Genomic DNA, 23570 nt, shown 5'->3' with positions numbered 1-23570 from the left:
TGTACCCTTACGCGACGCTAGGTCCCCCGCGCGGCCGAGCGGCCGGCCCCGACGGGCCGTCGACGGCTGTCGGATTCGGGTCGGTAACCATCCGATACAACTAACTGCTTCCGGGCACATTCACCGATTCGAATGATCGAGTGGGAGGCTTCAGGAAACTCCCTCCGCGTCGTCGACGCGGACGGCACCGAGCTATCGGTCCGCGGCGGCGCCCTCTCGGTCGACGGACCCGGCCCGGACATTCCGCGGCCGGTCGACGAGACGGTCGTCGTGACCGCGGACGAACTCCGATTCCCCCACGCGGTGGCGTACGCCTTCTCGCTCGGGTCGGTCGAACAGTACGAACTCGATCCCAACGGTGCGCCGCTGTCGCTCGCGCCCGGCGAGTACGTCGTCGACGTCGACGCCGACATCAAGACCTACCTCCGCTTCTCGGGCGAGGCGACGGTCCGGCGGACCGACGACTTCGCCGAGACCGTCGTCACCTTCCCGGAGCGCGTCCGCGCGATCGTCGGCTTCCGGAGCCGCCACGAGCTTCCGGCCGACGCGATCACCGTCCCCGACTCCGTCGACGCCGTCGCGCGGGCGATCAGCCACCTCTCCTCGTCGCACAAGACCGACTCTCCCGACCGGACCTATCCGACGCTGCGCGGCCACCCGCCGCTGTTCGAGCGGGGTGAAGCCCTCGAGATCCCCGACTGCATCCGGGCGGACACCCCCGATACGGGGATCGAACTCGCCGTCCCCCCGTGTTACGAGTCCCTGTTCGTCGTCGCCCCGCTCGCCTACTACCTCCAGGCGCGGGTGGCGGTCGAGAACCGGGTCGACCCGTGCCTCCGGCTCGAGGACCGCGGGATCGAGCGGCGCCTCGGGCCGATGCCGGACCTGGAACGGGACGTCGAACGGCTGCTCCGCAAGACGTTCTTCCTCGACTGTCTCGTTCGCAACGCCGGACCCTACCGCACGACCCTCTCGGAGGCGAGCATCCTCGACGCGCTCGAACTCGATAGCGAGGCGCTCTACGAGGCCACCCCGCAGGACCGACTCGAGGCCTACCTCGAGGTCCCCTACGCGGCGCTCGAACACCGGCTCCCGGACTGGCACCTCGCGACGTACGTGACCCCCGACTACGACCACGTCGACGCGCTCCCGTTCCTCCTCGATCGAATGAGCCTGCTCTCCCTGCCGCGGACGTCGACGCTCGAGGGGCGGGAGCTGGTCCGGCGGTCGCTCGAGGACTTCTACCGCGGCGAGCGCTCCGGGGCCGGACAGGTCGCTTCGGTCGACATCGTCAAACCCGAGCTTCGAAGCGGGCGGGTCCACGGCTGGCTCGCCGACGGCGTCCCGATCGACGTGTTCAAATCGACGACCGAAGCCTACTACAACCGCCTCGAGTACCTGAAGCGGTCGCGCGACTCGACGTCGATCTGCGTCGTGTTGAACGATCCCGAGATGTCCGGCGAGCACGAGGACGTCGCCGAGATCTACCGGCGTCGGTCCGAGGAGTTGACGATCGACCTCGCGGTCGAGGAGTCGTTGCGGACGGCCGAACTCGCCCGGGTGTTCGAAGACGAGTACGACTTCGTCCACTACATCGGCCACTGCGAGACCGACGGCCTCCGGTGTTCGGACGGCTACCTCTCGGCCGACAGCCTCGACCGGTGTAACGCCCAGACGTTCTTTCTCAACGCCTGTGGCTCCTTCTACGAGGGGATGACCCTCGTCGAGAAGGGGAGCGTCGCCGGCGCCGTCACGTTCACGAAGGTGCTCAACGAGCACGCGGTGAAGGTCGGTTCGACGTTCGCCAAACTGCTCGTCCACGGCTTCAGCATCGAGCGGGCGATGCGCCTCGCGCGCAGGCGTATCATGATGGGGAAGGACTACGCCGTCGTCGGCGACGGCACCCACTCGCTCACGCAGGGTGAACACCGCCTCCCCACGACGGCCACCGTCGAGGAACCCGAGGACGGTACCCACCTCCTCGCGTTCGACTGTTACTCGACGCGCGTGACGGGGTCGTACTACTTCCCCCACACCGAGGACAACGAGTACGCCTACCTCTGCGGGACGGAATCGTATTTCACCCTCTCTGCGTCGGAACTGGAGACGATCCTCGCCGAGTGCGAGGCTTCCGTCATCTACGACGGGGACATCTACTGGTCGCGAGAACTGAGCCGAAAATTCCGGTCGTGAGCCGATCGGGCGCGTCGATCGCGTTCGAGGGGACCGATCAGGGACCGCCGTAGATGCTGACCCGCGTCGCCCGGCGGGACGACCGTCGCGCTCGGTCGTCGGCTCCAGGCGCGGTCGCGATTCGCCTCGTCGCCCGGGAATCGACCTCCCCCGGCGTCTCGTGTCTGGATTGCATACTGTCACGTATTCGGATATTACCGCATATACTTATTGTAATCTATCTAACGCCTCCGGCGGGACGAAATGCTCGGCGAGGGAATGCGATCGCTGGCCGGACCGCTAATACTAACGAACTAACAATTGATCTCCCGATTCAGTTAACAAATTGACGTCATATGCGACAAAAATCACCGGAAATCCGGTGAGAGGATAAGTTGTCGCCTGCGAACGGCCAACAAAATTAAGTAGCGTGCATCCGATTACTTCTGTACAGGCATGACCTCGAATTTACTCAATCACCAAATTGACGATATCCTCGCGTCGGTCCTCGAAGACGCGAGCGGTGACGTGTACATGGTCAATCCGTCACGAGACGCCATCGAGGAGTTCGTGACGGTCGCGACGGCGTTCGACGGCGACCTCCCGTCGGTCCACATGCTCGCCGACGAGCGGACGCTCAAGGACGTCATGGACGACTTTATCGTCGCGTCGAACGCCGCCGACCTGATCGACGCGGACGCCCTCGCGCTCAGGACGCTCGAGGAGACGCCGGAGAACTCGCTGCTGATCACCGACGAGCGGGTCATCGCCGTCGTCCACGCCGGCGACCGCGTCGGCGGACTCGTCACCGACGACGAGAGCTTCGTCGAGGACACCTACGACACCTACGCCGCCCGCTGGGAGGACGCCCGCTCGTTCAACCTCCGGACGCCGCCGATCACGCGCGTCCGCGAAACCCTCGAGGAGGAGATCAGTCCCGAAGCCGAGGACGACTTCACCGCCATCCTCAACTCGCTCGAGACCGCTCGCGGCGACGGAGATGGCCTCGACGAGGTCACCATCTCCCTGCTCGTCGCGGCCAAGAACGAGGCCCTGCTGTACGACATCAGCAAGTGGGGCGAGGACGTCGGCATCGCCTCGAAGGCGACGTTCAGCCGCACGAAGACCAAGCTCGAGGACATGGGCCTGATCGACACCGAGAAGGTCCCGATCGACGTCGGCCGACCCCGCCTCCGACTCAAAGTCGGCGACGACCGGCTCCGAGAGGCCGACAACGACCAGCTCGCGACCGTCGCCCAGAGCATCCTCAACTGAGCCGATCGCGTCCCCGCTACTCGTCACGCGCAGCGTTCTCCACCCCGCGGCCTCCTCGACCCGCGCTTCTCGCGTCTCGCCTCGTCACGCCACGGTGACCGTCGCTTCGTCTCTCGTCTCGTTCTCTCGTGCGCGTAACTTCGCGACGACGTCGTACGTTCCCGGCTCGAGCGACGGGTCCGACCACTCGTCTTCGATCGTCAGCGCCTCGCCCGGCGGGAGCGACGCGGTCGTGAGCACCTGCGCGAAGACCCGGCCCTGGGTCGAGCGCCACAGCTCACTGTCCCCGTCCGAGACGACGAACTCGGCTCTGCAGGCGTCGGGAAAACGGAGGTCGACCGCCTCCGACCCCCCGTTCGCGACGGTGAACGCGAACTCGAGCGAGCGACCGCGTTCGTCGTTCGCCGGATCGCCGGCGGAGTCGTCTCCGTCTTCGCGTACGTGCACCTCGAGCGTCGCGTCGAGCGCCATGATAGCTCGAGGTTCGAGACTGGCGCGTAAAATCGTTCGCCGGCGACGGTGCGTGACTGGGTGGGGGATGGCGGAGCGGGGGAGAGGGTGCGGCGAAGCGGTGGAGAAGGTACGGCGAAGCGGGGTGAGGGGATGGCGGAGCGGGAGGTGGGACGCGGGGGAACCACGGGAGCGTTGGAGGCCGAACGCATCAGCGGGGACGGCGGCGGGCCACCAACGTATCGGTTGGGGCCATCGGTAATAGGCTTTGTGTGGTCGGGGTCCGGCGGTCGAACCGGGATCACGTCCCGAGACGTCACCGCTATGGGTGCCCGGTACCAATCGCTGGACGTGCAACTCGTCGGGTACGAACCGAGCGAACGGGGGTCGTCGCTGCTCGTGAGCGACGGCGACGTCGTCGGGCGGCGATCGCTCGAGCCCGGCGTCGACCTCTCGTACCGACTCGGTTCCCGACGCTGTGCCGGCGTCGTCGCCCCTCGAGATGGCGACGGTGACGCCGGAGCCGACGCGGCCGGCGACACCGAACCCGCCGCGGACGACGTCCGCGACGAGCGCCCCGAGGCCGACGCGGGAGCAGTCACCGCCTTGCGACACGTCGCCTGCGACCGCCCGCGGGCACCCCACTGCGAGTACCACTCGAGCACGTGGGTCTGCGCCAGGTGTACGGGGACGTGCCTGAAAGACGAGATGGACTGTCACGAACCCCACGCCGTCTACCTCGCCGCGTTCGCCCCCGACACGTTCAAGGTGGGCGTCACGAAGCTGTGGCGCCTCGAGACCCGCCTCCGCGAGCAGGGCGCCGATCGGGCGGCCCACCTCCGGACGGTGCCGGACGGCCGGATCGCCCGGGAGATCGAGGCCGAACTGGCGACGCGATCGGACCTCGTCGACCGCGTCAGGACCGACGCCAAAGTCGACGCCCTCGCGAGTTCGGTCGACGAGGACGCTTGGGAGTCGCTCCTCGACGAGTTCGATCCGATCGACCGGTTCGCGTTCGCGTACGGGTTCGACCGCCACCTGCCGTCCCGCCCGGTCAGGGAGACGATCGCGGCGGGCACCGTCCTCGGGGTGAAGGGGCGACTGCTCGTCCTCGAGCGCGCCGGGACGACCTACGCGGTGGACATGCGCGACCTCGTCGGCTACGAACTCGAGACCGGCGGGACGGAGCGGCGCCTCCAGTCCTCGCTGGGGTCGTTCGGCGGGTGACCGCGGGCCGAGAATCGCGACGTCGCGGACGTCGCGGCCGCGCGAGACGGTCGCGACGACCGCCGACATAACAATCCTTTTCCGATCCCGTCCAGAACCGGAACGTATGTCCGACGACACCGATCGAGAACGAGATCCGACGGACTCCGAGTCCGAGGCCGAGGCCGAGGGCGGCGACGGTGGCGACGACGAGAGCAAGTCCTTCCGCGAGCGCGTCGAGGAAATCAGGCAGAAGCGCGCCGAGGAGGGCGAAGGCGAGGGTGAGCGACCCGACGACCCGTTCGGAGGCGGCGGTCCCGGCGGGATGGGCGGCAACCCCTTCGCGCAGATGATGGGCGGCATGATGGGCGGCGGCGCCGGTCCCGGCGGGATGGGCGGCGGCCCCGGCGCCGGCGGTGGCGGCGACGTCGGTAACGAGGAACTCGTGCGCGAGGTCAGACAACTCCGCGACGAGATGCGCGACCAGACGCGCGCGCTCAAGCGGATCGCCGACGCGCTCGAGGACGACTGATCGCGACGTCGATTACTCACTCTTCCGTTCTGCGCCCCGCGTAGCGACGGCCAGCGAGGCGTTGTCCGAACGCCCCGTCAGTCCTCGCTTCGAACCGCAGGTACCTCCCCTTCGTTTCCGTCGCCATCGCGGTTACCGCGTGCGTCTCGTCCGCGGATCGAACCGAGTCGCCGCTCGAGCGCGTCGGCGACGGACCAGCGACCGACGAGGTGGGTCGAGAGAGCGACACTGACGTACGCGAGGCCGAATCCGGCGAGGACGTCGATGGCCCAGTGGATGCCGAGATACATCGTCGAGAGGGCGACGCTCGCCGCGAGCGGAACCGCGAGGGCGAACCACTTCGGGTACTCGTCCCGGGTCCGGTGGGCGAGCAACAGGACCGTCGCCGACAGGGACGCGTGGAGCGACGGGAAGACGTTGGTGTTGCGGTTGACCTGCCGCGTGAGGTGCTGGTACTCTGGGTAGGTGTCGTACAACAGCGCGTCGACGAGTTCCGGCATCATGTTCCGCGGCCCGTAGGAGATGATGACGACGTACAGGAAGAGCCCGAGGACGTAGTTGAGCGTGTACGCCGTGAGCAACTCCCTGAGCGGACGCGTGTCCGACAGCGCGAAGTACGCGATCACGGGAAAGGCCATCAGGAACACGTAGACGTAGATGTACGTGAACGAGAAGTACGCCGTCAGCCACGCCGTCTCGAACGACTGCAGCCAGAGGATGAACCCGCCCTCGAGGTCGTAGATCGTCCAGGTGATGTTCCAGTCGATCATCCAGGACACGTCCGGCCCGGCCTCCCTGGCGACGCTGTTACTGAGCAACACCGCCACGAGGACGGCGACGGCCGGCGCGACCGCCCGCACCCGCGCTCGCCACTCCCGTCTGGTCGCCGCGAGTCGGTCCCAGCCGACGAACGCCGCGACCGACACCAGTACCATCACCGCCACGATCAGGCTCAACTGGCTCAGAACCTGTCCGAGCATCACTCGCTCACCAGGAGGGCTCCCTCCTCGTCGTACCGGTAGCCCGCCTCTTCGAAGGCGGCCCGCGCCGCCTCCGTGTCGACCGTTCCCTCTCCGCCGGTCCCCAGGAACGGCAGTTCCGGGTCCTCGCCGTCCCACTCGAGGTCCGGCGGCGTCCACTCCGGACCGACCGGCGCCGCGATCGGCTCCGCGTAGCCCTCGAAGACGGTCTCTGCGACCCACCGCTTGTCGATCAGGCGGGCGACCGCCCGTCGGAAGTGGGGGTTCGAAAACGGCGCCGAGCGCACGTCGAACCCGACGTGGTAGAACGCCCGCGACGGCGATTCGACGACCGACGTTCCCTCGACCCCGCGGATCGCGTCGATCGCGTACGCCTCGAGGGGTCGTACCGTCACGTCCGCGTCCCCGTTCTCGATGATCTCGATCGCCGACGTGCTCCGCGGATCGATCCGTCCGCGCAGTCGCTCGACGGTCGGTTCCGGGAGGTCGACGTCCTCCCGGAGCGTGAAGTGATCGTCGAACCGTTCGAACGAGACGCGTTCGCGCTCCGATCGACCGGTGAAGGCGAACGGACCGCTACCGATCGGCGGCACGTTGTCGACGACGAACGCCTCGGTCGTCCCCTGGCCGGTCTCGAATCCGGGGACGCGCGCCGGTTCGTTACGGTCCTCCCAGACGTGCTCGGGGAGGATGGGAACGGTCAACGCCCGCTCCCCGACGACCGCGTTCGTCTCGATCGGAAGTCGGATCGTGCGCTCGTCGAGCCGTTCGATCGCCTCGACGTCGATCGCGTCCGCCCGCCCCCGGTAGATCGGCGCCGGCGTCGGCGAGTCGCCCTCGCCGAGGGTCGTGTCGGCGATGAACCGGTAGGTGAATTCGACGTCCTCGGCGGTGAGGCGCTCGTCGTCGTGGAACCGCACGTCCTCGCGGAGCGTGACCTCGAGGTCGCCGTCGTCCCACTCCCACGACTCGGCCAGCCAGGGGCGCAGTTCGCCGTCGATCTCCGTCGCTAGCGAGTCGTACAGCAGGTCGACGAACGTCCCCCGGTCGCGGTACTCCGCGGCCAGCGGGTTGAGATTCGCCGACGGCCGCGAGTCGACGACGACCGCCCGGAGCAGGTCGTCGTCCTCGAGCGGGTCGAGTCCCAGGTAGCCGAGTCGCGTCTCGAGGTGGTGGGCTTCCCAGCCGTCGAACCGGTCCGACCGGACGAGCCGGTGTTCCTCGGGTCGACAGACGGGGACGAACGGCTGCTCGGCGGCGAACGCCCCGAGCGTTCGCTCCACGGCGTCCTCGTACTCGTCGTCCGTCGCGGTGCGCTGTTCCTCGAGCAACTCGTCGAACGTCAGGTTCGAGAAGCCGAACGGATTCTGCCACCCCGGCTCCTCCGCGTACCGAGAGTAGAGCGCTTCGTAGAGGTAACTGGGGTGCGTTCCGTGGGGGAAGGGACCGACGTAACAGTCGAAGTCGTGGGTGATCAACACCGATCGGAGAAACTCGGTGCCCGAACGCATGTCGATCGAGACGTCGACGCCGGCCGCCTCGAGCCCGTCCGCGAGGTGGCGGGCGAGCTGGATCCCCTCGCGATCGCCGTCCGCCGAGTAGGAGGTGATCGAGATCGAAAGCGGCGAGTCGCCGTCCCGGTTGACGACGTTTCGCATCCGTCGCAGACATCCGCTCGTCGAGATCGCGATGCCGGCCGCTCCCGCAGCCAGGGCGGATCGGCGACTGAGTCCGGTGGGAGGGCGGGAGGGGGAGGAGTCGCTATCGCTCATTCGGTTCTGTGAGACTTGGCGGGTCCCCGTATAAGGGTATTCGGATTCCGGCGGGGGTTACGCTTCCCTCTTGCGACCCTCGGGTTCCGTCGAATTCGAGGTGGATTCGGCGTCGAGTACGGCGTCGCCGGTGGGTTCGGACCGTTCGTCGGCGTCCCGACGTTCGTCGTCCGCGCGGCGTTTCCCCTCCCCGTCGCCGTCGACGCCCCCGTCGGTGAGCGTCTCGGTGGCCGTCCGGATCCGGGTCGTCACGTCGGAGTCGAACCGTCGGTCCAGTTCCTTCGTCACCGACCACCGTCCGACGAGGCGTTTCGACGCGAACGCGGCGACGGCCGCGAGGGCGAACCCGGCGAGGACGTCGATGGCCCAGTGGATGCCGAGGTACATCGTCGACGCGGCGACGCTCACCGCGAGCGGGACCGCGAGGGCGAACCACTTCGGATACTCGTCCCGGGTCCGGTATGCAAATATCGCGATCGTCGCCGAGAGCGAGGTGTGCAGCGAGGGGAAGACGTTGACACTGCGGTTGACCTCGCCGGTGAGGTACTGGTACTGCGGGCGGAAGGTGTAGAGGAACGTGTCGATCTGCGGCAGGAGCTCCGTGTTCCGAGGGCCGTAGGCGACGACCAGCACGTAGAGCACCAGTCCCAGCGAGTAGTTGAGCGTGTACGCCGTCAGCAACTCTCTGAGCGGACGCGTGTCCGACAGCGCGAAGTACGCGATCACGGGAAAGATCAGCATGAACGCGTAGCCGTAGATGTAGACGAACGAGAAGTACATCGTGAGCTCCGTGCTCGCGAACGACTGGAACCAGAGGATCGCCGTCCCTTCGATCTCCCTGAAGTATTTCGTGACCTGAAATCCGATGTCCCAGGAGAGCCCCTGGAGCCCGTCGCGAACCGTCCGGTTGACGAGCAACACGGCGATCAGAACGAGCGCGATCGGCGCCGCTCGAGCGACTCGACCCCGCCACTCGCGTCGTGTGGTCCGAAGTCGGCGTCGACCGACGCACGCCGAGATCGTGATCGCGAGCATGCACGCGATGGCGATCGCCACCTGCGCCAGTAGGTCGAATAGGCCGGAGATCATCAGGGGTTCACCAGGTACTCGCCGTCTTCGTCGTACTCGTAGCCGGTCCGTTCGAACGCGCGTTTCGCGCGTTCGACGTCGAGTCGCATCGTCTCACCGTTCTCGCCGTCATCGTCGTTTCCGTCGTCCGTCGGTTCACCCTCGGAACGGAAATAGGGCGCGTACGGATCTTCGCCGTCCCACTCGAGTTCCGGGGGCACCCACTCGCCGGCGATGGGCGCGAGCACCGGCGTCGCGTACTCGTCCCCGGAGAATACTTCCTCGACGATGTATTCCCTGTCGATCAATCGCGCGACGTTGCGGCGGAAGTACGGATCGCTGAACGGCTCGTTGCGCAGGTTGAAGCCGACGTGGTAGAACGTCCACCGCATCGCGTTCTCGTCCGCCGGCGAGTACTCGACGTGCGAGATCTCGTCGTCCTCCGGCACGTCGCCGACGGTTCCGTGCCTGAGAATCGACGTCGTGACGTCGGCGTTGCCGGCCTCGATCTGGTCGACGGCCGTCCCGCCGTTCGGTTCGGTCCAGAAGACGAGTTCGTCGAGGGTCGGCTCCGGGAGGTCGACGTCGTCGCGCAGCGTGAAGTGGTCGTCGAATCGCTCGAAGGTGACGTGCTCGCGATTCGACCAGTCGGCGAACTGGTAGGGCCCGCTACCGATTCGAGGGATGTCACCGGAGGTGACGATCCCCCACTTCCCCTGTCGAGGCCTGGCGCCGTCCTCGAGGCGTTCGTCGACCTCACTTTCCCAGACGTGTCTCGGGAGAATCGGGACGGCTAACGCGCGTTCCCCGATCGTTCGGTTCGCGTCGATCGGGAGCCTGATCGTTCGATCGCGGTACTCGATTTCGTCGACGTCGATCGCGGAGACCTCGCTGCGGTACCGCGGCGCCGGGAGCGGAACGTCGCGCTCGCCGAGGGTGGTGTCGGCGAGGAACTCGTACGTGAAGGCGACGTCCTCGGCGGTGACCCGCTCCTCGTCGTCGTGGAACCGACAGTCAGATCGCAGCGTGACTTCGATCGCGCCGTCGGTCCAGGTCCACCCCTCGGCGAGCCACGGTTTCATCTCGTCCTCGTCGACGTCGTAGTACGCGAGCGAATCGTACAGGAGGTCCGTGTACACGCCCTGGTGGCGGTACACCGCCGCGAGCGGGTTGAGGTTCCGCGTCGGCCGGGTGTCGGTGATGGTCGCGGTCAACGTCACCGTCTCCTCGTCCTCGGGTTGCTCGAGATCGAGGTAGGCGAGGCGGGTGCTCGGGTGATGGGTCTCGAGGCGGTCCGAAAAGGTCTCGAACCGGTCGGTCCGGGCGAGTCGCCGCTCGTGGGGGATGCAGATCGGCACGAACGGGTGGATCTGGGCCACGGTGCGGAGGAGGGAGTCGACGACCTCCTGCCGCTCTTCGGGATCGCTCACCGTACGCTGCTCCTCGAGCAGGCCGTCGACGGACGTCTCCGCGTCGTCGGTCAGCATGTCCGCCGGCGCGGAGGCGAACCCGAAGGGGTTCTGCCAGCCGGCCTCGGTGACGAACGTCGAGTGGAGGGTCTCGTACAGAAAGTCCGGATCCCGTCCGCCGGGGTGGCGACCGACGTAGCAGTCGAACTCGTGGTCGAGCAGGATCGACCGCAGAAACTCCGTCTGCGAGCGCGGTTCGACCATCACGTTGACGCCGACCCGTTGGAGGTTCTTCTCGAGACGGCTGGCGATCTGGATGCCCTGTCGATCGTGTTCCGCCGGGAGGGTCAGGATGGTGATCGAGAGCTGATCGCTGTGGGAACCGGTGACGGCCTCCTGGAGGGAGTCGGTGCAGCCGGCGAGCGAGCCGACGAGTCCGGCGCTCGCGGCTGCGAGCACCGATCGTCTACCTATCCGCTCAGCCGGCGGGTTCGGCGTGGGGGTCATTCAAGGCTGTCAGATTCGTATGCTTTTCGTATATAACAATATTGCGCAATGGATCTGTAATTAGTGGCATATAGTACCACGGTGCGGCGGACGGTTTCCACCGCAACGCCGGGTTTCCTCCGCTGTATCGTCCGGCTACCCTTCGACGTTCGAACCCGTCGCGACGCCCGTCCCCTGCCGCTCGAGGCAACTCCCGTCACTGCGAGGGAGCGGGGGCTCGTTCGCCGACAAACACAACAGCAAAAGGGCGGCCCGGAGAAGGAGCGTCCGAGACCACTCCCGGCGCCCGGAGTCGAACGGCGCCACGTCCACCATGGGGATCGCCGCGGAACGCATCGAGCGCCTGCACGACCTGGCTCGAGCGGCCGCCGCGGACGGCGACGACGACCGGGCTCGCTACTACGTCCGGCTCGCCCGCCGGATCGCAGAGCGCAATCGACTGCGCCTGCCGCGGTCGTTCCGCCGGTTCACCTGCGACGAGTGCGATCGGTACCTCCGGCCGGGGAAGAACGCCCGCGTTCGGCTGCAGGACGGTCGCGTGGTCGTCACCTGCGACTGCGGCGCGCACGCTCGATACCCGTACCGAGACCGAGAACAGCCGGATCGCGACTGAGCCGTTACGGTCACGTTCGCGTCGACGACCCCCGATTCGAGCCGGTCGGCGCGCCGTCCGGCCCGTCAGTTCCGACTCCGCATACGAAGGTACTAACCGCGCGAGTCGCTACCCGTCGAACATGGACCGACAGGAACTCAAGAAGCGGGCCCACGACCTCGACGTGACGGTGTGGGTCGGCAAGAGCGGCATCGACGCGGTCACGGACGAGCTAAACGACCAGCTGGCCAACGAGAACCTCGTGAAAGTCAAGTTCCTCCGGGCGGCCCGAGCCGGGGGTTCGACCGAGGAGCGAGCGGAGGCCCTCGCCGAGCGGGTGAACGCGGACCTCGTCGAGACGCGCGGTCACACGGCGGTCTTCTACCGCTGAGTCGACCCGACCTCCTGCCTGTCGCCGAGTCGTTCCGACCTCCTGCACCGAGTCGATCCGAGTTTTCGTTCGACGGCAGTTCTACGTCTCGAACCGGCATCCCGTGCGTCTCCGCTTCCCCCATCGATTTAGGGATGGATTACCTCATCGAGATCGATGAGCATCACCGCTTCGAGTTTTCGTTCGAATCCGACGTCCGTCCACGATCTGGCTCCGATGCCGGCCCAAGGCGACCTGGGGCCGATCGGCTCCCAGCTCGACGAGTTCGTGTCGGCGCCGACCGCGGGCGCGATCGAAGGGATCGTCCTCTTCGCGCTGATGTTCGCGCTCGTCTTCGCCGCGGGCCGGACGGTCGTCCTCCCGCTGCTCGAACGCGCGCTGGACCGTCGGGGACTCGACGAACACGCGCAGAATCCGCTGTTGCTCCTCGCGCGCGTCGGCGTGGTGTTCGTCGCGCTCGCGGTCGCCTTCGGCGCCGGTGGGTTCGGAAACTTCCTGGTCTCGATGGCCGGCATCGCCGCGGCCGGCGCGCTCGCGGTCGGCCTCGCGATGCAGAACGTGATCGCGAACTTCGTCGCCGGCGTGTTCATCTACGCCGACCGGCCGTTTCGCATCGGCGACTGGATCGAGTGGGACGACGGCACCTACTCGGGCATCGTCGAGGACATCAGCCTCCGCGTGACTCGAGTCCGCACGTTCGACAACGAACTGCTGACGGTGCCCAACTCGGCGCTCACCGAGGGCGTCATCGAGAACCCCGTGGACGCCGACAAACTCCGGCAGAAGTTCGTCTTCGGCATCGGGTACGACGACGACGTCGAGCGCGCGAGCGAGATCATCGTCGAGGAGGCCCGGGACCACCCGGACATCCTCGGGGAGCCCGCCCCGTCGGTCCGCCTGGTCGAACTCGGCGACTCCGCCGTCGGCCTCCAGTCGCGCTACTGGATCGCCGACCCCTCGCGGGCCGACTTCGTCCGCATCCGCGGCGAGTACGTCGCGGCGGTCAAGCGGCGGTTCGACGAGGGTGGAATCGACATGCCCTACCCCGTGCGGACGCTCGAGGGCGGGTTGGTGCTGCAGGACGGACGGGGGAGCGGTTCGAGCGTGGCTCGGCCGGCGGAGTAGCGCCACCGGCTCGCGGACGGCTGACGGCTCGAACGCGACCGGAACGAATCACGCCGATGCTCGTACGCCGCTCGAACGCGCTACGCCGTTTCCAGGCCACGATTTCTCCGGGCAGTGCATTTCCCGTGAGGATCCGTCGAGTCCTCGGTTCGTACCCACGAAAATAGTGTCCTCGTGCGCTCGAGTTTCGCGTAACTCGCTCGATCCTCCTCACGTTCGAGAATCGAAGCCGTCGTCCACGCCGAGTCGACCCTCGAGGTAGCCGACGAGTTCGGACCGCGTCGCGGAGATATCCGCGTCCGCGTCGCTCGTCACGCCTCGATACAACGCGCCGGTGAGCGTCGTCAGGACCGTGGCGGCGATTCGTTCGGCGTCGCAGTTTTCGAACACCCCGTCATCGATACCCGCCCGGAGAGTCGACTCGAGGTGCGCCTGGAAAACGGAATCGCTGCGGGTGAAGTGGTCGTAGAACGCGTCGCCGTTCGTTCGAGCGCGAAGTTCCACCAGCGTCTCCACGAGCGGGTCCGGCTCGCCGGAACACGCGTCGAGCGTCCTGTCGATGAAGCGGAGGAGCGCGTCCCGGGGATCGTCCGTGCACGTGGTGAGCAGCGTCGTCTCGAAGTGATCGAGCATGAACTCGAGACAGTCGAGAACCAGCGCTTCCTTGTCGTCGTAGTGGTGGTAAATCAACGACGGACTCTTGTCGAACTCGTCGCCGATCTTTGCGATCGTCAGGTCGGCGTAGCCGTGCGTCGACAGCGCCTTGAAGGTCGCGATCAGCATCTCCTCCCTGGTCGTCTCGGGTTCGTGAAACTCGAGCGAAATACCGCTCACGCGCACGCACCTCGTCCCCGCCGGTGGCACACTTCCAGGTCGGTATTCCCGTCTCCGCTCGCGTCCGCGTTCGTACCCGCTCCCGGGCACCGGACCCGCCCGGTTCGTTCTCCGTTCGTTCCCCGCTGCGTTCCGTGCATCGTGCTCACCTTCGATTCGGAGTACAAAACTGTGCTGTTTGAATATTCATTCAAAACAGATAAGGGGTGGCGGTCTAACAGGTACGCATGAACGGTAGTCAGGGAATCGTGAACGACGGGCTACGGGACGCGACTACCGTGGCCCGACGGGACGAGGGTATCGAACGATCGGTGGTGGACGGCTGATGCCTCGTCTCGGTCCTCGAGTGACGGTCGCGGTGGTCCTCCTCGCAGCCCTCGGCGCAACCGTCGCCCTCGTCGGCGCGACCGGCGTCCTCGCCCAGGAAGATTCGGACGGGACGGAAAGTAGCGGTCTGACGCGCGGCGAGCCCGAACTCGACGTCTGGGCCGAACAGGACGAAGTGACGCCCGGGAGCGATTCGCCGCTGGAAGTCACGGTCCAGAACGACGGCGATCTCGAAACCGGGAGTCAATCACAGAGCGTGCTCACCGCCCGGGGGGTCACCGTCGAAATCGAGGATGCGGGCCCCTTCGAAGCGGCGTCCGGGAAGACGAGCCTCGGACCGATCGAAGACGGCTCGTCCGCGACCGCACCGCTCGAACTCGAGGTCCCCGACGACACCGAACCCGGCACCTACGACGTCGAAGTGGAGGTGGAGTACGCCTACACGAACATCGTTTGGAGCGACGGGGGGCAACAACGGCTCACCGAACGCGAGACGCACGACATCTCGGTCGAGATCCCCGACGAGCCGCGGTTCGAGATGGGGTCCGTCGAGACCGATATCGAGCCGGGTGCGAACGGCGAGGCGTCGATCGACGTCGAAAACACCGGGACGAAACCGGCGAACGAGACGCGGGTCGCCCTCACCGGCAGCGGTGGCGTCGCGATCGACGGGGGAGCGAGCGAGACCTCCCTCGGCGACCTCGAGCCGGGCGAATCGACGACCACGACCGTCGAAGCGGCGATCGACGGGTCGACCGGCGCGGCCGACAAATCCATCGAAGGCGCGTTCACGTACGAAGACGAGAACGGGATCGAACGGAACGCTCCCTCCGAACGAGCGCCCTTTTCGCCCGGCGACGCGCAGTCGTTCTCGATCACGCGTCTCGACGATACCCTCGCGGTCGGGTACGACGGAACCGTGTCCGGTGAAGTCCGAAACGACGGCCCGCAGACCGTCGACGACGCCGTTCTGGTCGCGGAACCGATGAGCGACTCGCTCGCCGTCGAAGACACCCGCTACGCGCTTCCCGAGCTGAAACCCGGAGCGTCGGCCGACTTCAGCTACCCGACCGACGTCACCGGGAGCGCCGATCCGGGCGATCGGCAGTTCCGGTTCACCGTGGAGTACACGGGAAGCGGAGACACGACGCTCACGGACGGCCCGCTCTCCGAACGCGTCACCGTCGACGACGACGCGGACGAGTTCTCGATCAGCGACGACGACGCCTCGGTTCGACAGGGCGAGTCGGGCGAGGTCGTCCTGGAGATCACGAACGAGCGCCCGGAGACGCTGTCCAACATCGACGCGATGCTCTACGACGACTCGCCGCTCGAGGCGACGGACGACGAGGCGTTCGTCGACGAGCTCGAACCCGGGGAATCGGCGGAGCTCCGGTTCGAACTCTCGGCCGAGGACGACGCGCCCGTCGAGACTCACCCGGTGGAACTCGACTTCGAGTACGACACCGAACGCGGTGACACGGTCCTGTCGGACACCTACCAGCACCCGATCGACGTCGAGGCGTCCGAGGGAGACGGCGGGGGCTTTCCCTCCTGGGCGGTCGTCGGACTCGCGGTCCTGACCGTAACCGGCGTCGGCGCGACGGTCTGGCTTCGGCACCACTGACGAATGCGAGGACTCAAACGGCTCATCGCTCGGGGGCCCCGCGCGTGCGGTGGCGATCCCGGACGCGGTGCGCGTCTCCCCACCGACCGCGTCGCGGCGCTGATCACCGAGCAGCCGGCACGCGTGGTACTCGCGTTCCTCCTCGTCACGGTCGTGTTCGCCGGTGGGATTGTCGCCGGCGGCGGGCAGGAGGCGGGAACCGATCAGTTCACCGAGGATCTGGAAGAACAGCGGGCGCTGGACGAGATGGAGGAGGACTTCGGGCTCGAGGGCCGAGCGGAAGGGGGATCCACGGCGACCCTGTTCGTCAGCGACGAGCGGAACGTCCTCTCGAGGCAGAGCCTCCTGCGGATGCTCGAGTTCCAGGATCGGGCCGAGGAGGAGGACGGACTCCGCGTCGAGTCGTCGACGAGCCCGGCGTCCCTCGTCGGACAGCACCTCGATCCGGACGCAGAGACGCCGGAGGAGTACAGCCGCGCCATCGAACGGGCGTCCCAACGGGAGCTGGACGAAGCGATCGCCGACGCCGATCGGGTCAGCAGCCTTCCGGTGAGCACGGACTTCACTCGCGAGTCCGCCTCGGCCGAGGTCGCCACGATCGCGGTGACGTACGACACCCCGCCAGCCGCGGACAGCGACGACGAGATGGCGCTGCAGACCGACACCGCCGAGCTGGCGGACGACGTCGAGGGCTACGAGTCGGGCGGCAACGTCGACGTCTTCGGCTCCGCGATCATCGACAACGAAAACCAGCAGTTGCTCGGAGACACCTCGATCGTGGTGTTTCCGGCCGCGATCCTCCTGATCCTGTTCTTCCTGCTCGTGGCCTATCGCGACCCGATCGACCTCGCGCTCGGGCTGGCCGCGCTCGTCATGACCATGATCTGGACGTTCGGCTTCATGGGTTACGTCGGCGTTCCGTTTTCGGAGTCGTTCGTCGTCGTGTTCGCGCTCCTGCTGGCCGTCGGGATCGACTTCGGGATCCACAGCATCAACCGCTACCGCGAGGAGCGAGCCCGGGGGAACGACATCGGCGCGGCGATGACGATCACGACCGACCAGCTCACGGGCGCGTTCCTCCTCGCGACCCTCACGACCGTCATCGGGTTCGCGGCGAACCTCACGAGCTCGATCGCGCAACTGCGTGATTTCGGGTTCGTCTCGTCCGTCGGAATCCTCTTTACGATGTTGATCTTCGGGATGTTCCTCCCGGCCGGCAAAGTCTGGCTGGACCGCTCCCGAGAGCGGTTCGGAATCCCGTCGCTCGGGGGCTCACCCATGGGAAGCGAGGGGTCGATTCTCGGGCGGATCCTCACGATCGGCCCGATGATCGCACGCGTCGCCCCGGTCGTCGTCCTCGTGAGCGCGCTGCTGATCGGTGCCGGTGCGGGGACGTACGGGACCGGCGTCGATACCGAGTTTTCACAGGAGGCCTTCTTCCCGGACGAGGATCGCATCGAGCAGTACGAACACCTCCCGGAGCCGTTCGCGCCCGGCGAGTACACGTTCATGGCGGTGCTCGAGCACCAGGAGGAGGACTTCGACCAGGGGTTCGTCAGTTCGGTCACCGTCTACGTGGACGACCACGACGTGCGCTCGGCCAGGGGGCTCCGGGACGTCGATCGCGTGCTGGACGATCCGCCGGACGCGATCAAGGAGGACGATCGACGCGCGGACGCGACCAGCGTCGTCTCCGTCACGGACGAGCGGGCGGAGACGGATCCCGAGTTCGCGGCCACGCTCGAGCGGGCGGACACGAACGGCGACGGACTCCCCGAGCGAAACGTCGACGAGGTGTACGACGAGTTGCTCGAGGACGAAAGCGCTCGGGAGTACGTCACGAGCGACCGGAGCGCGACCCGGATCGAGTACCAGGTCGACGAGGACGCGGACGAGACCGACGCGACCCACGCCGCGGAAGTGATCGCCGAGGATATGGAGATGGACGCGACGCCGACGGGCGAGCTCGTCGTCTTCAACGCCGTCACCGACCAGATCACCGAATCGGCGCTCGTGGGGCTCGTGATCTCGCTTGCCCTGACGTCGATCTTCCTAATGGTCGCCTACCGCTGGCTCGAGGGGCGGGCGGTGTACGGCCTGATCAACCTCTTTCCCGTCGTCGTCACGGTCGCGGCGATCGCGGGGTCGATGCGCTACTTCGACATTCCGCTCTCGGCGTTCAACGCGCCGATCCTCTCGGTGGCGATCGGACTGGGCGTCGATTACACGGTGCACTTCATGCACCGATTCGTCGACGAGTTCGAATCCGGCCGGGACGTCCACGACGCGCTCGAGGTGACCGTCCGCGGAACGGGGGGCGCGCTCACGGGCAGCATGCTCACGACCGTGTGCGGACTGGGGGTGCTCGCGCTGGCGCTGATCCCACTGATCGCCGAGTTCGGCATCCTGCTCGCGCTGAGCGTCTTTTACGCCTACGCCGCGTCGGTACTGATCCTCCCCTCGACCATCGCCGTGTGGCACCGCTTCGACGGCTCGTTCGCCGACCGAATCTCGGCGGTTCGGTAGGGAAGGCAACGTACCGATTTCGGAGTGGGCAAGTAGCGTCGTCCACTCGAGCGGGCGGCCACTCGAGCGGGCGGTGACTCGAGAGGGTGGCCACCGGACGAGTTCGCGAGGCGTGTTCCTCGAGTCATAATTCCAGAGTTCGCGTTCTTCCCGACCGAATTGCTGGGGACGTCGTATTTAAAGGACTCGTCGCTCGTCGTCTCGAGCTCGAGCGATCGCACCGAAGTGGCGCCACGTGGCGGGCTCCAAAATTCGGTCCCTACCTGATCGTTGGCCCCGGCCACGTGGAACGTCCAACCGGACGTTGCGTGGGGGCGTTCCCACACCTAGGAGCAGGACAATCTCGAGTCTTTACTCTTTCGAGTCGGCGTAAGTACGGATTACTTTGCCCACAAAACGTAATTACTCCCGCGTCAGCACACCCTACTCATTCACTCTTTCGCGAGGGTTTCTAACAGAAGACTTATTACTGAACCCTCGAGTCAATTCAATTGCCCCTACCTGGGAGGTCGAGTAGGCAGGCGATGACCCGGTCGACACGTGGACGACGGATAGGAGCCTCCTGGTGCATCGTGCGGTAATCAACAACTACAACAACACAATACACAATAAATGACAAGCGATTCAACCTATCGCGACAAGGGACGCGCGTTGTTCTTTGCTGCGATGATGGTGCTGTCCGTCTTCGCCATGTCCGCTGCGTTTGCGGGCGGGGTGGCTGCGGATGGTGAAACCGTTGACAATGCCGGTGAACCTGAAGATATCACCGTCGGTGAGGAAGAAATCGATCAGACAATTTCGGACATCGATATCGATAGCCTTGATGAAGATGACGTAGTGGAAATTGACGTATCTTCGCTGGCAGACAAGGCTGACATGAGCGATGTCGAAGTTACTGGTAACAGTAGTGACATCGACAATGTCGAATACGACAGTTCGAATGAGGTTATCCGCTTCGAATCGAACCAGTCTTCAGACAACAGTGATATCGAAGAGGACCTCACCATCGAAAACATTGACACTTCGGACAGTGACACGGCCGCAGCTCTCGAATACACTGTAAATGCAGACGTCAGTGATGCGGATACGTCTGGCACTACGTCGACGTTCAACCTTCATGATGGTGACGAACCGTTAGATACCAGTGGAACGTTCTGGGACGGTCAGGAACTCTGGTTCCAGGACACAGACAATCCCTCTGACGGAGAATACCAACTGCGGTCGTACGACACTGGCGATGACGAAGAGACTGGACTCGAAGAAGAGTTCACTCTCGAAGATGATGACTCCGCAGTGATCGACACCGAAGATCTTGACGGCGATTACGTCATTCAGCACCCCAATGGCGACTATGTGACTGTCGATGATGGTGATGTGACCGCTACCGACGTCTCCGAGGGTAGTGCAGAGGCCTTCGAGATCGCCACGCAGGATTTCGACACGGAGTTCGCTGACGACTCCGTCGAGAACGAGGGTTCGGACACAACGACCGACGTTGAATTCGACTCCAACCGAGGCACCTACGATGTCCACGTCTCCGCGGACGGCCTCGACCACGATGACCTCGAAGACATCTTCGGCGAAGAAGGTGACTTCAGCGACGTCGAACCCGACGAAGACGAAGACCGCGTCACCCTCGAAGACGTTGAGGACGATGAATACGAACTCAACTTCGAGGACATCGACGCTGACGAGTACGACTTCGACTTCGACGTGACGGACACGTCCGCTGAATCCACTTCGTCGATCGAAGTCACCGAAGGCGAAGAGGCCGAGCGCTCGGTCGATGCCGGTGACGTCGTCGACCAGGGTGAACTCGCGAACATCACCGTCGACACTGACGGTCAAGACAATTCGGCCCTGCAGGTCGGTGTCCACGAGGACACCAACTACGAGGTTGGCCTCGACATCGACGCGTCGGACTACGATGAGGACGAAGTGACCATCGTGATGGACACCTACCGTGCTGGTCAGGATCACGCCAACGAAGATCAAGTCTTCAAGGCCATCAACGAAGATGGCGAAGAAGAAACTGACGTTGATGTTGACCTCAAGTACGCCAACGTCTCCGATGACAGCGATCTCTCCAATCTCCTTGGTGAGGGCGAGTACGAACTACTCGTTGGCGACAAATTCGTAGATGACAATGGTGACGAAATAGGGGACGACTACACTGGCGACCTTTCGGAGGTCGAGCTCAATAACGAAGAAGACTCCTCGTACCTGACGCTGTCCGAGCGCACGGAAGACAGCGACATCAGCACCTGGACGGTGCCTGAGGAGGACAACCTCGACACCGACGACGACTTCGAGGATGCTACGCTGACCGAGACGGACACCATCGCCGCTGGCGGTGAAGTGGACGACCAGACGGTCATCAACATCGAAAACCTCGGCCACACTGCCGCCCTCGAAGACGCGGCTGAAAGTGGCGACGACATCAGTGAGGAACTCGAAGAACTCGGCGTGACGGTCGCGCTCGAGCAGACCAACGTCGGCACGAACGAAGATCCGACCTACTACAACAGCTCGGACAGTGGTTCCGACTCTGGCACTGAGGACGACCCCTACCACCTCTCGCTCGAATCGATCGAAGACCTCGAGTACGACGGTGAGAACCTCTATCTCGTCGTCGACAGCGGTGATGACTTCGATGGTGACGAGCAGGAGTACGACGTGACCTACAACGTCGACGAGAACAATGACGCCAGTGCTAACGATATCAACGGTGTCAACTACTACGGTAACTACCTCACCGACGAAGACGACGAGATCGAAGAGTCTCACGAACTGAGCTACGAAGAGCCCGAGTTCGAGTGGGACGTTGAAGACGAAGACGAAGTCGAGATCTCCGAGGAAAGCGAGATCACGGCTGAGACGAACGTCGCACCCGGCACGGAACTCGACGCCAAGGCGAGCTCCTCGGGTAACTTCGTCGAGGACAACAGTGCTGACGTCGACGAAGACGGCGTCTTCACGGCGACCTTCGACTTCAGCGACGCCGAAAACGGCACCGAATTCGACCTCGAAGAGCGTGCCCTGTTCGACGCGCAAGTCGACGACCTCGTCCTCGTCGAAGCTGACGGCGACGACGACGAAGAGAAGGAAGACGCGCTCGAAGTGAGCGTTGACGCGCCGGACGAGATCGAAGAAGGCGAGACCGCCACCTTCGACTACACGGTCGACAACAACAAGGAAGACGACACCACTGTCGACGTCACCCTCGAGTTCGGTGACGAGTCCTACGACGGGGAACTCGACGTGGACGGTGAGGACTCCGCGTCCGACTCCTTCGACGTCGAAGACCTCGGTGCTGACGAGTACGACTGGGAACTCACCGCCGACGACGGCGATGACTCCGCCTCCGACTCCGGCACCCTGACCGTCGCCGAACCTGACGACGAAGGTGAAGGCGAAGGTGAAGGCGAAGGCGAAGGTGAAGGCGAAGGCGAAGGCGAAGGCGACGAAGAAGGTGAAGGCGACGGCGAAGGCGACGAAGACGGATCGCCCGGCTTCGGCGTTGCCGTCGCACTCGTCGCACTCCTCGCCGCAGCCATGCTCGCGCTGCGCCGCCAGGACTAACCACAGCTAACTACCGGACTTCGTCCGGCTCTCGAACACCGCATTTTTTCGGACCGACGCCGCAACCGGTAGCTGTCGCTCTCTTCAAGCTACACGGCGAGTATACCCAAGCTGATTACGTACACGAGGCCACCCTCGAGTCGGGATTGGTGGCAACGAAGTCGTTTAAATAGCTACAGGAGGCCACGAACCGACGCGAAATCCCACACCTGCCCGCCGAAGCGTGGCTGGGAACCCGTCGAGTGACCGGAGATAGATCGACTCGAAATCGAATACAACCGAATCAGGGGCGTTCGACGTCGTCCTATCGGGGGTGACGAACTGCGTGCACCGAAGCGAAGGCACTTCGCCGACCGTCCCACGAGCACCTCGAGTCGACGACTTCTGCACCTCGACGGCCTCTGAGAGAAATGCGCGCGCGGTAGTCATCGGACACAACAACCTGCCTCCACGACCATCGCCGTCGACGATCACGACCTCGTCACCCGCGACCCGAAGCGGCGCACGCCGTCGTTCGAACCGCCGAACCCCTCGAGGTGATACCTCGAGACGCGGTTTCTGGGTGTTGGTGGTTATTCGTCGGTGGACGGTTCTAACGGAATTCGCTCGATGTCGAGATCGTCGTAATCCTGTTCGGAACCGAGCACCGGTGTATTCCACGTATCGACCATCCCGGCGTGAAGGGCGTCGAAGTTCGTCATCTCGTGTTCTTCTCGATATTGGACCCCCTTCAGAATCGCCTGCGAGTGTTCTTCGGGCACGACGGGGACCAGGTCGAGGAGATTCGCTACGGCGCGAACGCGATCGATGTCGTACGTGTCGGCTAGATAGAGGAACTCGGCGTAGGAAAGAATCGAGGTTTTCACGTTCCGTTCGCGGAGTGCCGTTTCCGCTTCGGCTTTCAACCAATCCGACTCTTTCGCCAGCGCCAACAGAAAATCGGTTTCAACGTAGATCATCGACCGCCTCTCGAGCTGCCAATTCGCTCGCCTCCTCCCGTAGTTCCTCGATCGACTTCCCGTCGAACGCATCTCCAACGGCTTCGCGAAGCCCCTCGAGGGGATCTTCGTCGATCGGAATGAGCTCGATGTGGTCGCTGTATTCGACCACGTGAAATTTTTCCCCGTGCCGTTCACGGAGTTCTTTCGAAAGGTACAGCCGTCCCCGATCGTCCGTTTTCGTCGCCATGCGTTAT

General features: G+C 65.0%; 19 protein-coding genes. 10 read left to right on the top strand and 9 right to left on the bottom strand.

Features of this window, described 5'->3' with window-relative positions; all coding sequences use genetic code 11:
- Positions 1 to 132 precede the first annotated feature (132 nt).
- Complete coding sequence (locus RJT68_RS14415; protein WP_407037250.1) at positions 133 to 2193, top strand: hypothetical protein; 2061 nt, start codon at positions 133 to 135, stop codon at positions 2191 to 2193.
- A gap of 37 nt (positions 2194 to 2230) precedes the next feature.
- Here the strand turns inward: RJT68_RS14415 and RJT68_RS14410 are convergent, their stop codons facing one another.
- The gene (locus tag RJT68_RS14410; RefSeq protein WP_407037249.1) at positions 2231 to 2368 is read right to left on the bottom strand and encodes a hypothetical protein; all 138 of its coding nucleotides are present in this window, start codon (positions 2366 to 2368) and stop codon (positions 2231 to 2233) included.
- Positions 2369 to 2628: 260 nt separating this feature from the next.
- Here RJT68_RS14410 and tbsP point away from each other — a divergent pair, with 260 nt between their 5' ends.
- The gene (gene tbsP / locus RJT68_RS14405; RefSeq protein ID WP_407037248.1) at positions 2629 to 3447 is read left to right on the top strand and encodes a transcriptional regulator TbsP; all 819 of its coding nucleotides are present in this window, start codon (positions 2629 to 2631) and stop codon (positions 3445 to 3447) included.
- A gap of 84 nt (positions 3448 to 3531) precedes the next feature.
- Here tbsP and RJT68_RS14400 read toward each other — a convergent pair whose 3' ends face one another.
- A complete protein-coding gene (locus RJT68_RS14400; RefSeq protein WP_407037247.1) occupies positions 3532 to 3918 on the bottom strand; it encodes a BsuPI-related putative proteinase inhibitor in 387 nt (128 codons plus the stop codon).
- A 330-nt stretch (positions 3919 to 4248) separates the two neighbouring features.
- Between RJT68_RS14400 and RJT68_RS14395 the strand changes: the two genes are divergently transcribed.
- Together RJT68_RS14395 and RJT68_RS14390 are read left to right on the top strand one after the other, a co-directional pair.
- Complete coding sequence (locus RJT68_RS14395; RefSeq protein WP_407040382.1) at positions 4249 to 5124, top strand: DUF2797 domain-containing protein; 876 nt, start codon at positions 4249 to 4251, stop codon at positions 5122 to 5124.
- 67 nt (positions 5125 to 5191) lie between these two features.
- The gene (locus RJT68_RS14390; RefSeq protein WP_407040381.1) at positions 5192 to 5635 is read left to right on the top strand and encodes a hypothetical protein; all 444 of its coding nucleotides are present in this window, start codon (positions 5192 to 5194) and stop codon (positions 5633 to 5635) included.
- Between the two features lie 77 nt (positions 5636 to 5712).
- Here RJT68_RS14390 and RJT68_RS14385 read toward each other — a convergent pair whose 3' ends face one another.
- The 4 genes from RJT68_RS14385 to RJT68_RS14370 are packed head-to-tail and all read right to left on the bottom strand — an operon-like array spanning position 5713 to position 11323.
- Entirely contained in the window at positions 5713 to 6615 is a 903-nt protein-coding gene (locus RJT68_RS14385) for a phosphatase PAP2 family protein (protein WP_407037246.1), read from the bottom strand.
- Positions 6615 to 8387 carry an ABC transporter substrate-binding protein gene (locus tag RJT68_RS14380; RefSeq protein WP_407037245.1) on the bottom strand — a complete coding sequence of 591 codons (1773 nt, stop codon included), beginning with the start codon at positions 8385 to 8387 and terminating at the stop codon, positions 6615 to 6617. Before RJT68_RS14380 ends, RJT68_RS14385 begins: the two co-directional genes overlap by 1 nt.
- A 57-nt stretch (positions 8388 to 8444) precedes the next feature.
- Positions 8445 to 9476 (bottom strand): phosphatase PAP2 family protein, encoded by a 1032-nt coding sequence (locus tag RJT68_RS14375; RefSeq protein WP_407037244.1) that lies wholly within the window; start codon positions 9474 to 9476, stop codon positions 8445 to 8447.
- Positions 9476 to 11323 (bottom strand): ABC transporter substrate-binding protein, encoded by a 1848-nt coding sequence (locus RJT68_RS14370; RefSeq protein WP_407037243.1) that lies wholly within the window; start codon positions 11321 to 11323, stop codon positions 9476 to 9478. The genes RJT68_RS14375 and RJT68_RS14370 overlap by 1 nt, the downstream gene beginning before the upstream one ends.
- Before the next feature lie 361 nt (positions 11324 to 11684).
- On the opposite strand from RJT68_RS14370, the gene RJT68_RS14365 reads away from it, so the two are divergent.
- From RJT68_RS14365 to RJT68_RS14355, 3 genes are all read left to right on the top strand, one after another.
- The gene (locus RJT68_RS14365; protein ID WP_407037242.1) at positions 11685 to 11984 is read left to right on the top strand and encodes a ribonuclease P protein component 4; all 300 of its coding nucleotides are present in this window, start codon (positions 11685 to 11687) and stop codon (positions 11982 to 11984) included.
- A gap of 121 nt (positions 11985 to 12105) precedes the next feature.
- Positions 12106 to 12354, top strand: coding sequence for a YhbY family RNA-binding protein (locus RJT68_RS14360; RefSeq protein WP_407037241.1), 249 nt, complete (start codon positions 12106 to 12108; stop codon positions 12352 to 12354).
- Between the two features lie 156 nt (positions 12355 to 12510).
- On the top strand, positions 12511 to 13479 hold the full coding sequence (locus RJT68_RS14355; protein ID WP_407037240.1) for a mechanosensitive ion channel family protein: 969 nt from the start codon (positions 12511 to 12513) through the stop codon (positions 13477 to 13479).
- A gap of 210 nt (positions 13480 to 13689) precedes the next feature.
- On the opposite strand, the gene RJT68_RS14350 is transcribed toward RJT68_RS14355, so the two are convergent.
- Positions 13690 to 14313: a TetR/AcrR family transcriptional regulator gene (locus RJT68_RS14350; RefSeq protein ID WP_407037239.1), complete on the bottom strand. Its 624-nt coding sequence runs from the start codon at positions 14311 to 14313 to the stop codon at positions 13690 to 13692.
- A gap of 325 nt (positions 14314 to 14638) precedes the next feature.
- On the opposite strand from RJT68_RS14350, the gene RJT68_RS14345 reads away from it, so the two are divergent.
- The 3 genes from RJT68_RS14345 (at position 14639) to RJT68_RS14335 (ending at position 22375) form a co-directional block, all read left to right on the top strand.
- Positions 14639 to 16267: a COG1361 S-layer family protein gene (locus RJT68_RS14345; RefSeq protein ID WP_407037238.1), complete on the top strand. Its 1629-nt coding sequence runs from the start codon at positions 14639 to 14641 to the stop codon at positions 16265 to 16267.
- 3 nt (positions 16268 to 16270) lie between these two features.
- Positions 16271 to 18793, top strand: a complete 2523-nt coding sequence (locus RJT68_RS14340; RefSeq protein WP_407037237.1) for an efflux RND transporter permease subunit — start codon at positions 16271 to 16273, stop codon at positions 18791 to 18793.
- A 612-nt stretch (positions 18794 to 19405) separates the two neighbouring features.
- A complete protein-coding gene (locus RJT68_RS14335; protein WP_407037236.1) occupies positions 19406 to 22375 on the top strand; it encodes a BGTF surface domain-containing protein in 2970 nt (989 codons plus the stop codon).
- Between the two features lie 572 nt (positions 22376 to 22947).
- Here RJT68_RS14335 and RJT68_RS14330 read toward each other — a convergent pair.
- Together RJT68_RS14330 and RJT68_RS14325 are read right to left on the bottom strand one after the other, a co-directional pair.
- The gene (locus RJT68_RS14330) at positions 22948 to 23331 is read right to left on the bottom strand and encodes a PIN domain-containing protein (protein WP_407040380.1); all 384 of its coding nucleotides are present in this window, start codon (positions 23329 to 23331) and stop codon (positions 22948 to 22950) included.
- A complete protein-coding gene (locus RJT68_RS14325) occupies positions 23321 to 23563 on the bottom strand; it encodes an AbrB/MazE/SpoVT family DNA-binding domain-containing protein (RefSeq protein ID WP_407037235.1) in 243 nt (80 codons plus the stop codon). The genes RJT68_RS14330 and RJT68_RS14325 overlap by 11 nt, the downstream gene beginning before the upstream one ends.
- Positions 23564 to 23570 lie beyond the last annotated feature (7 nt).

The sequence above is a fragment of the Halovalidus salilacus genome (assembly GCF_031852275.1).
GTDB lineage: Archaea > Halobacteriota > Halobacteria > Halobacteriales > Natrialbaceae > Halovalidus > Halovalidus salilacus.
Note: the sequence above shows the minus strand (reverse complement) of the source record. Positions and strands in the feature narration are given on the sequence as shown.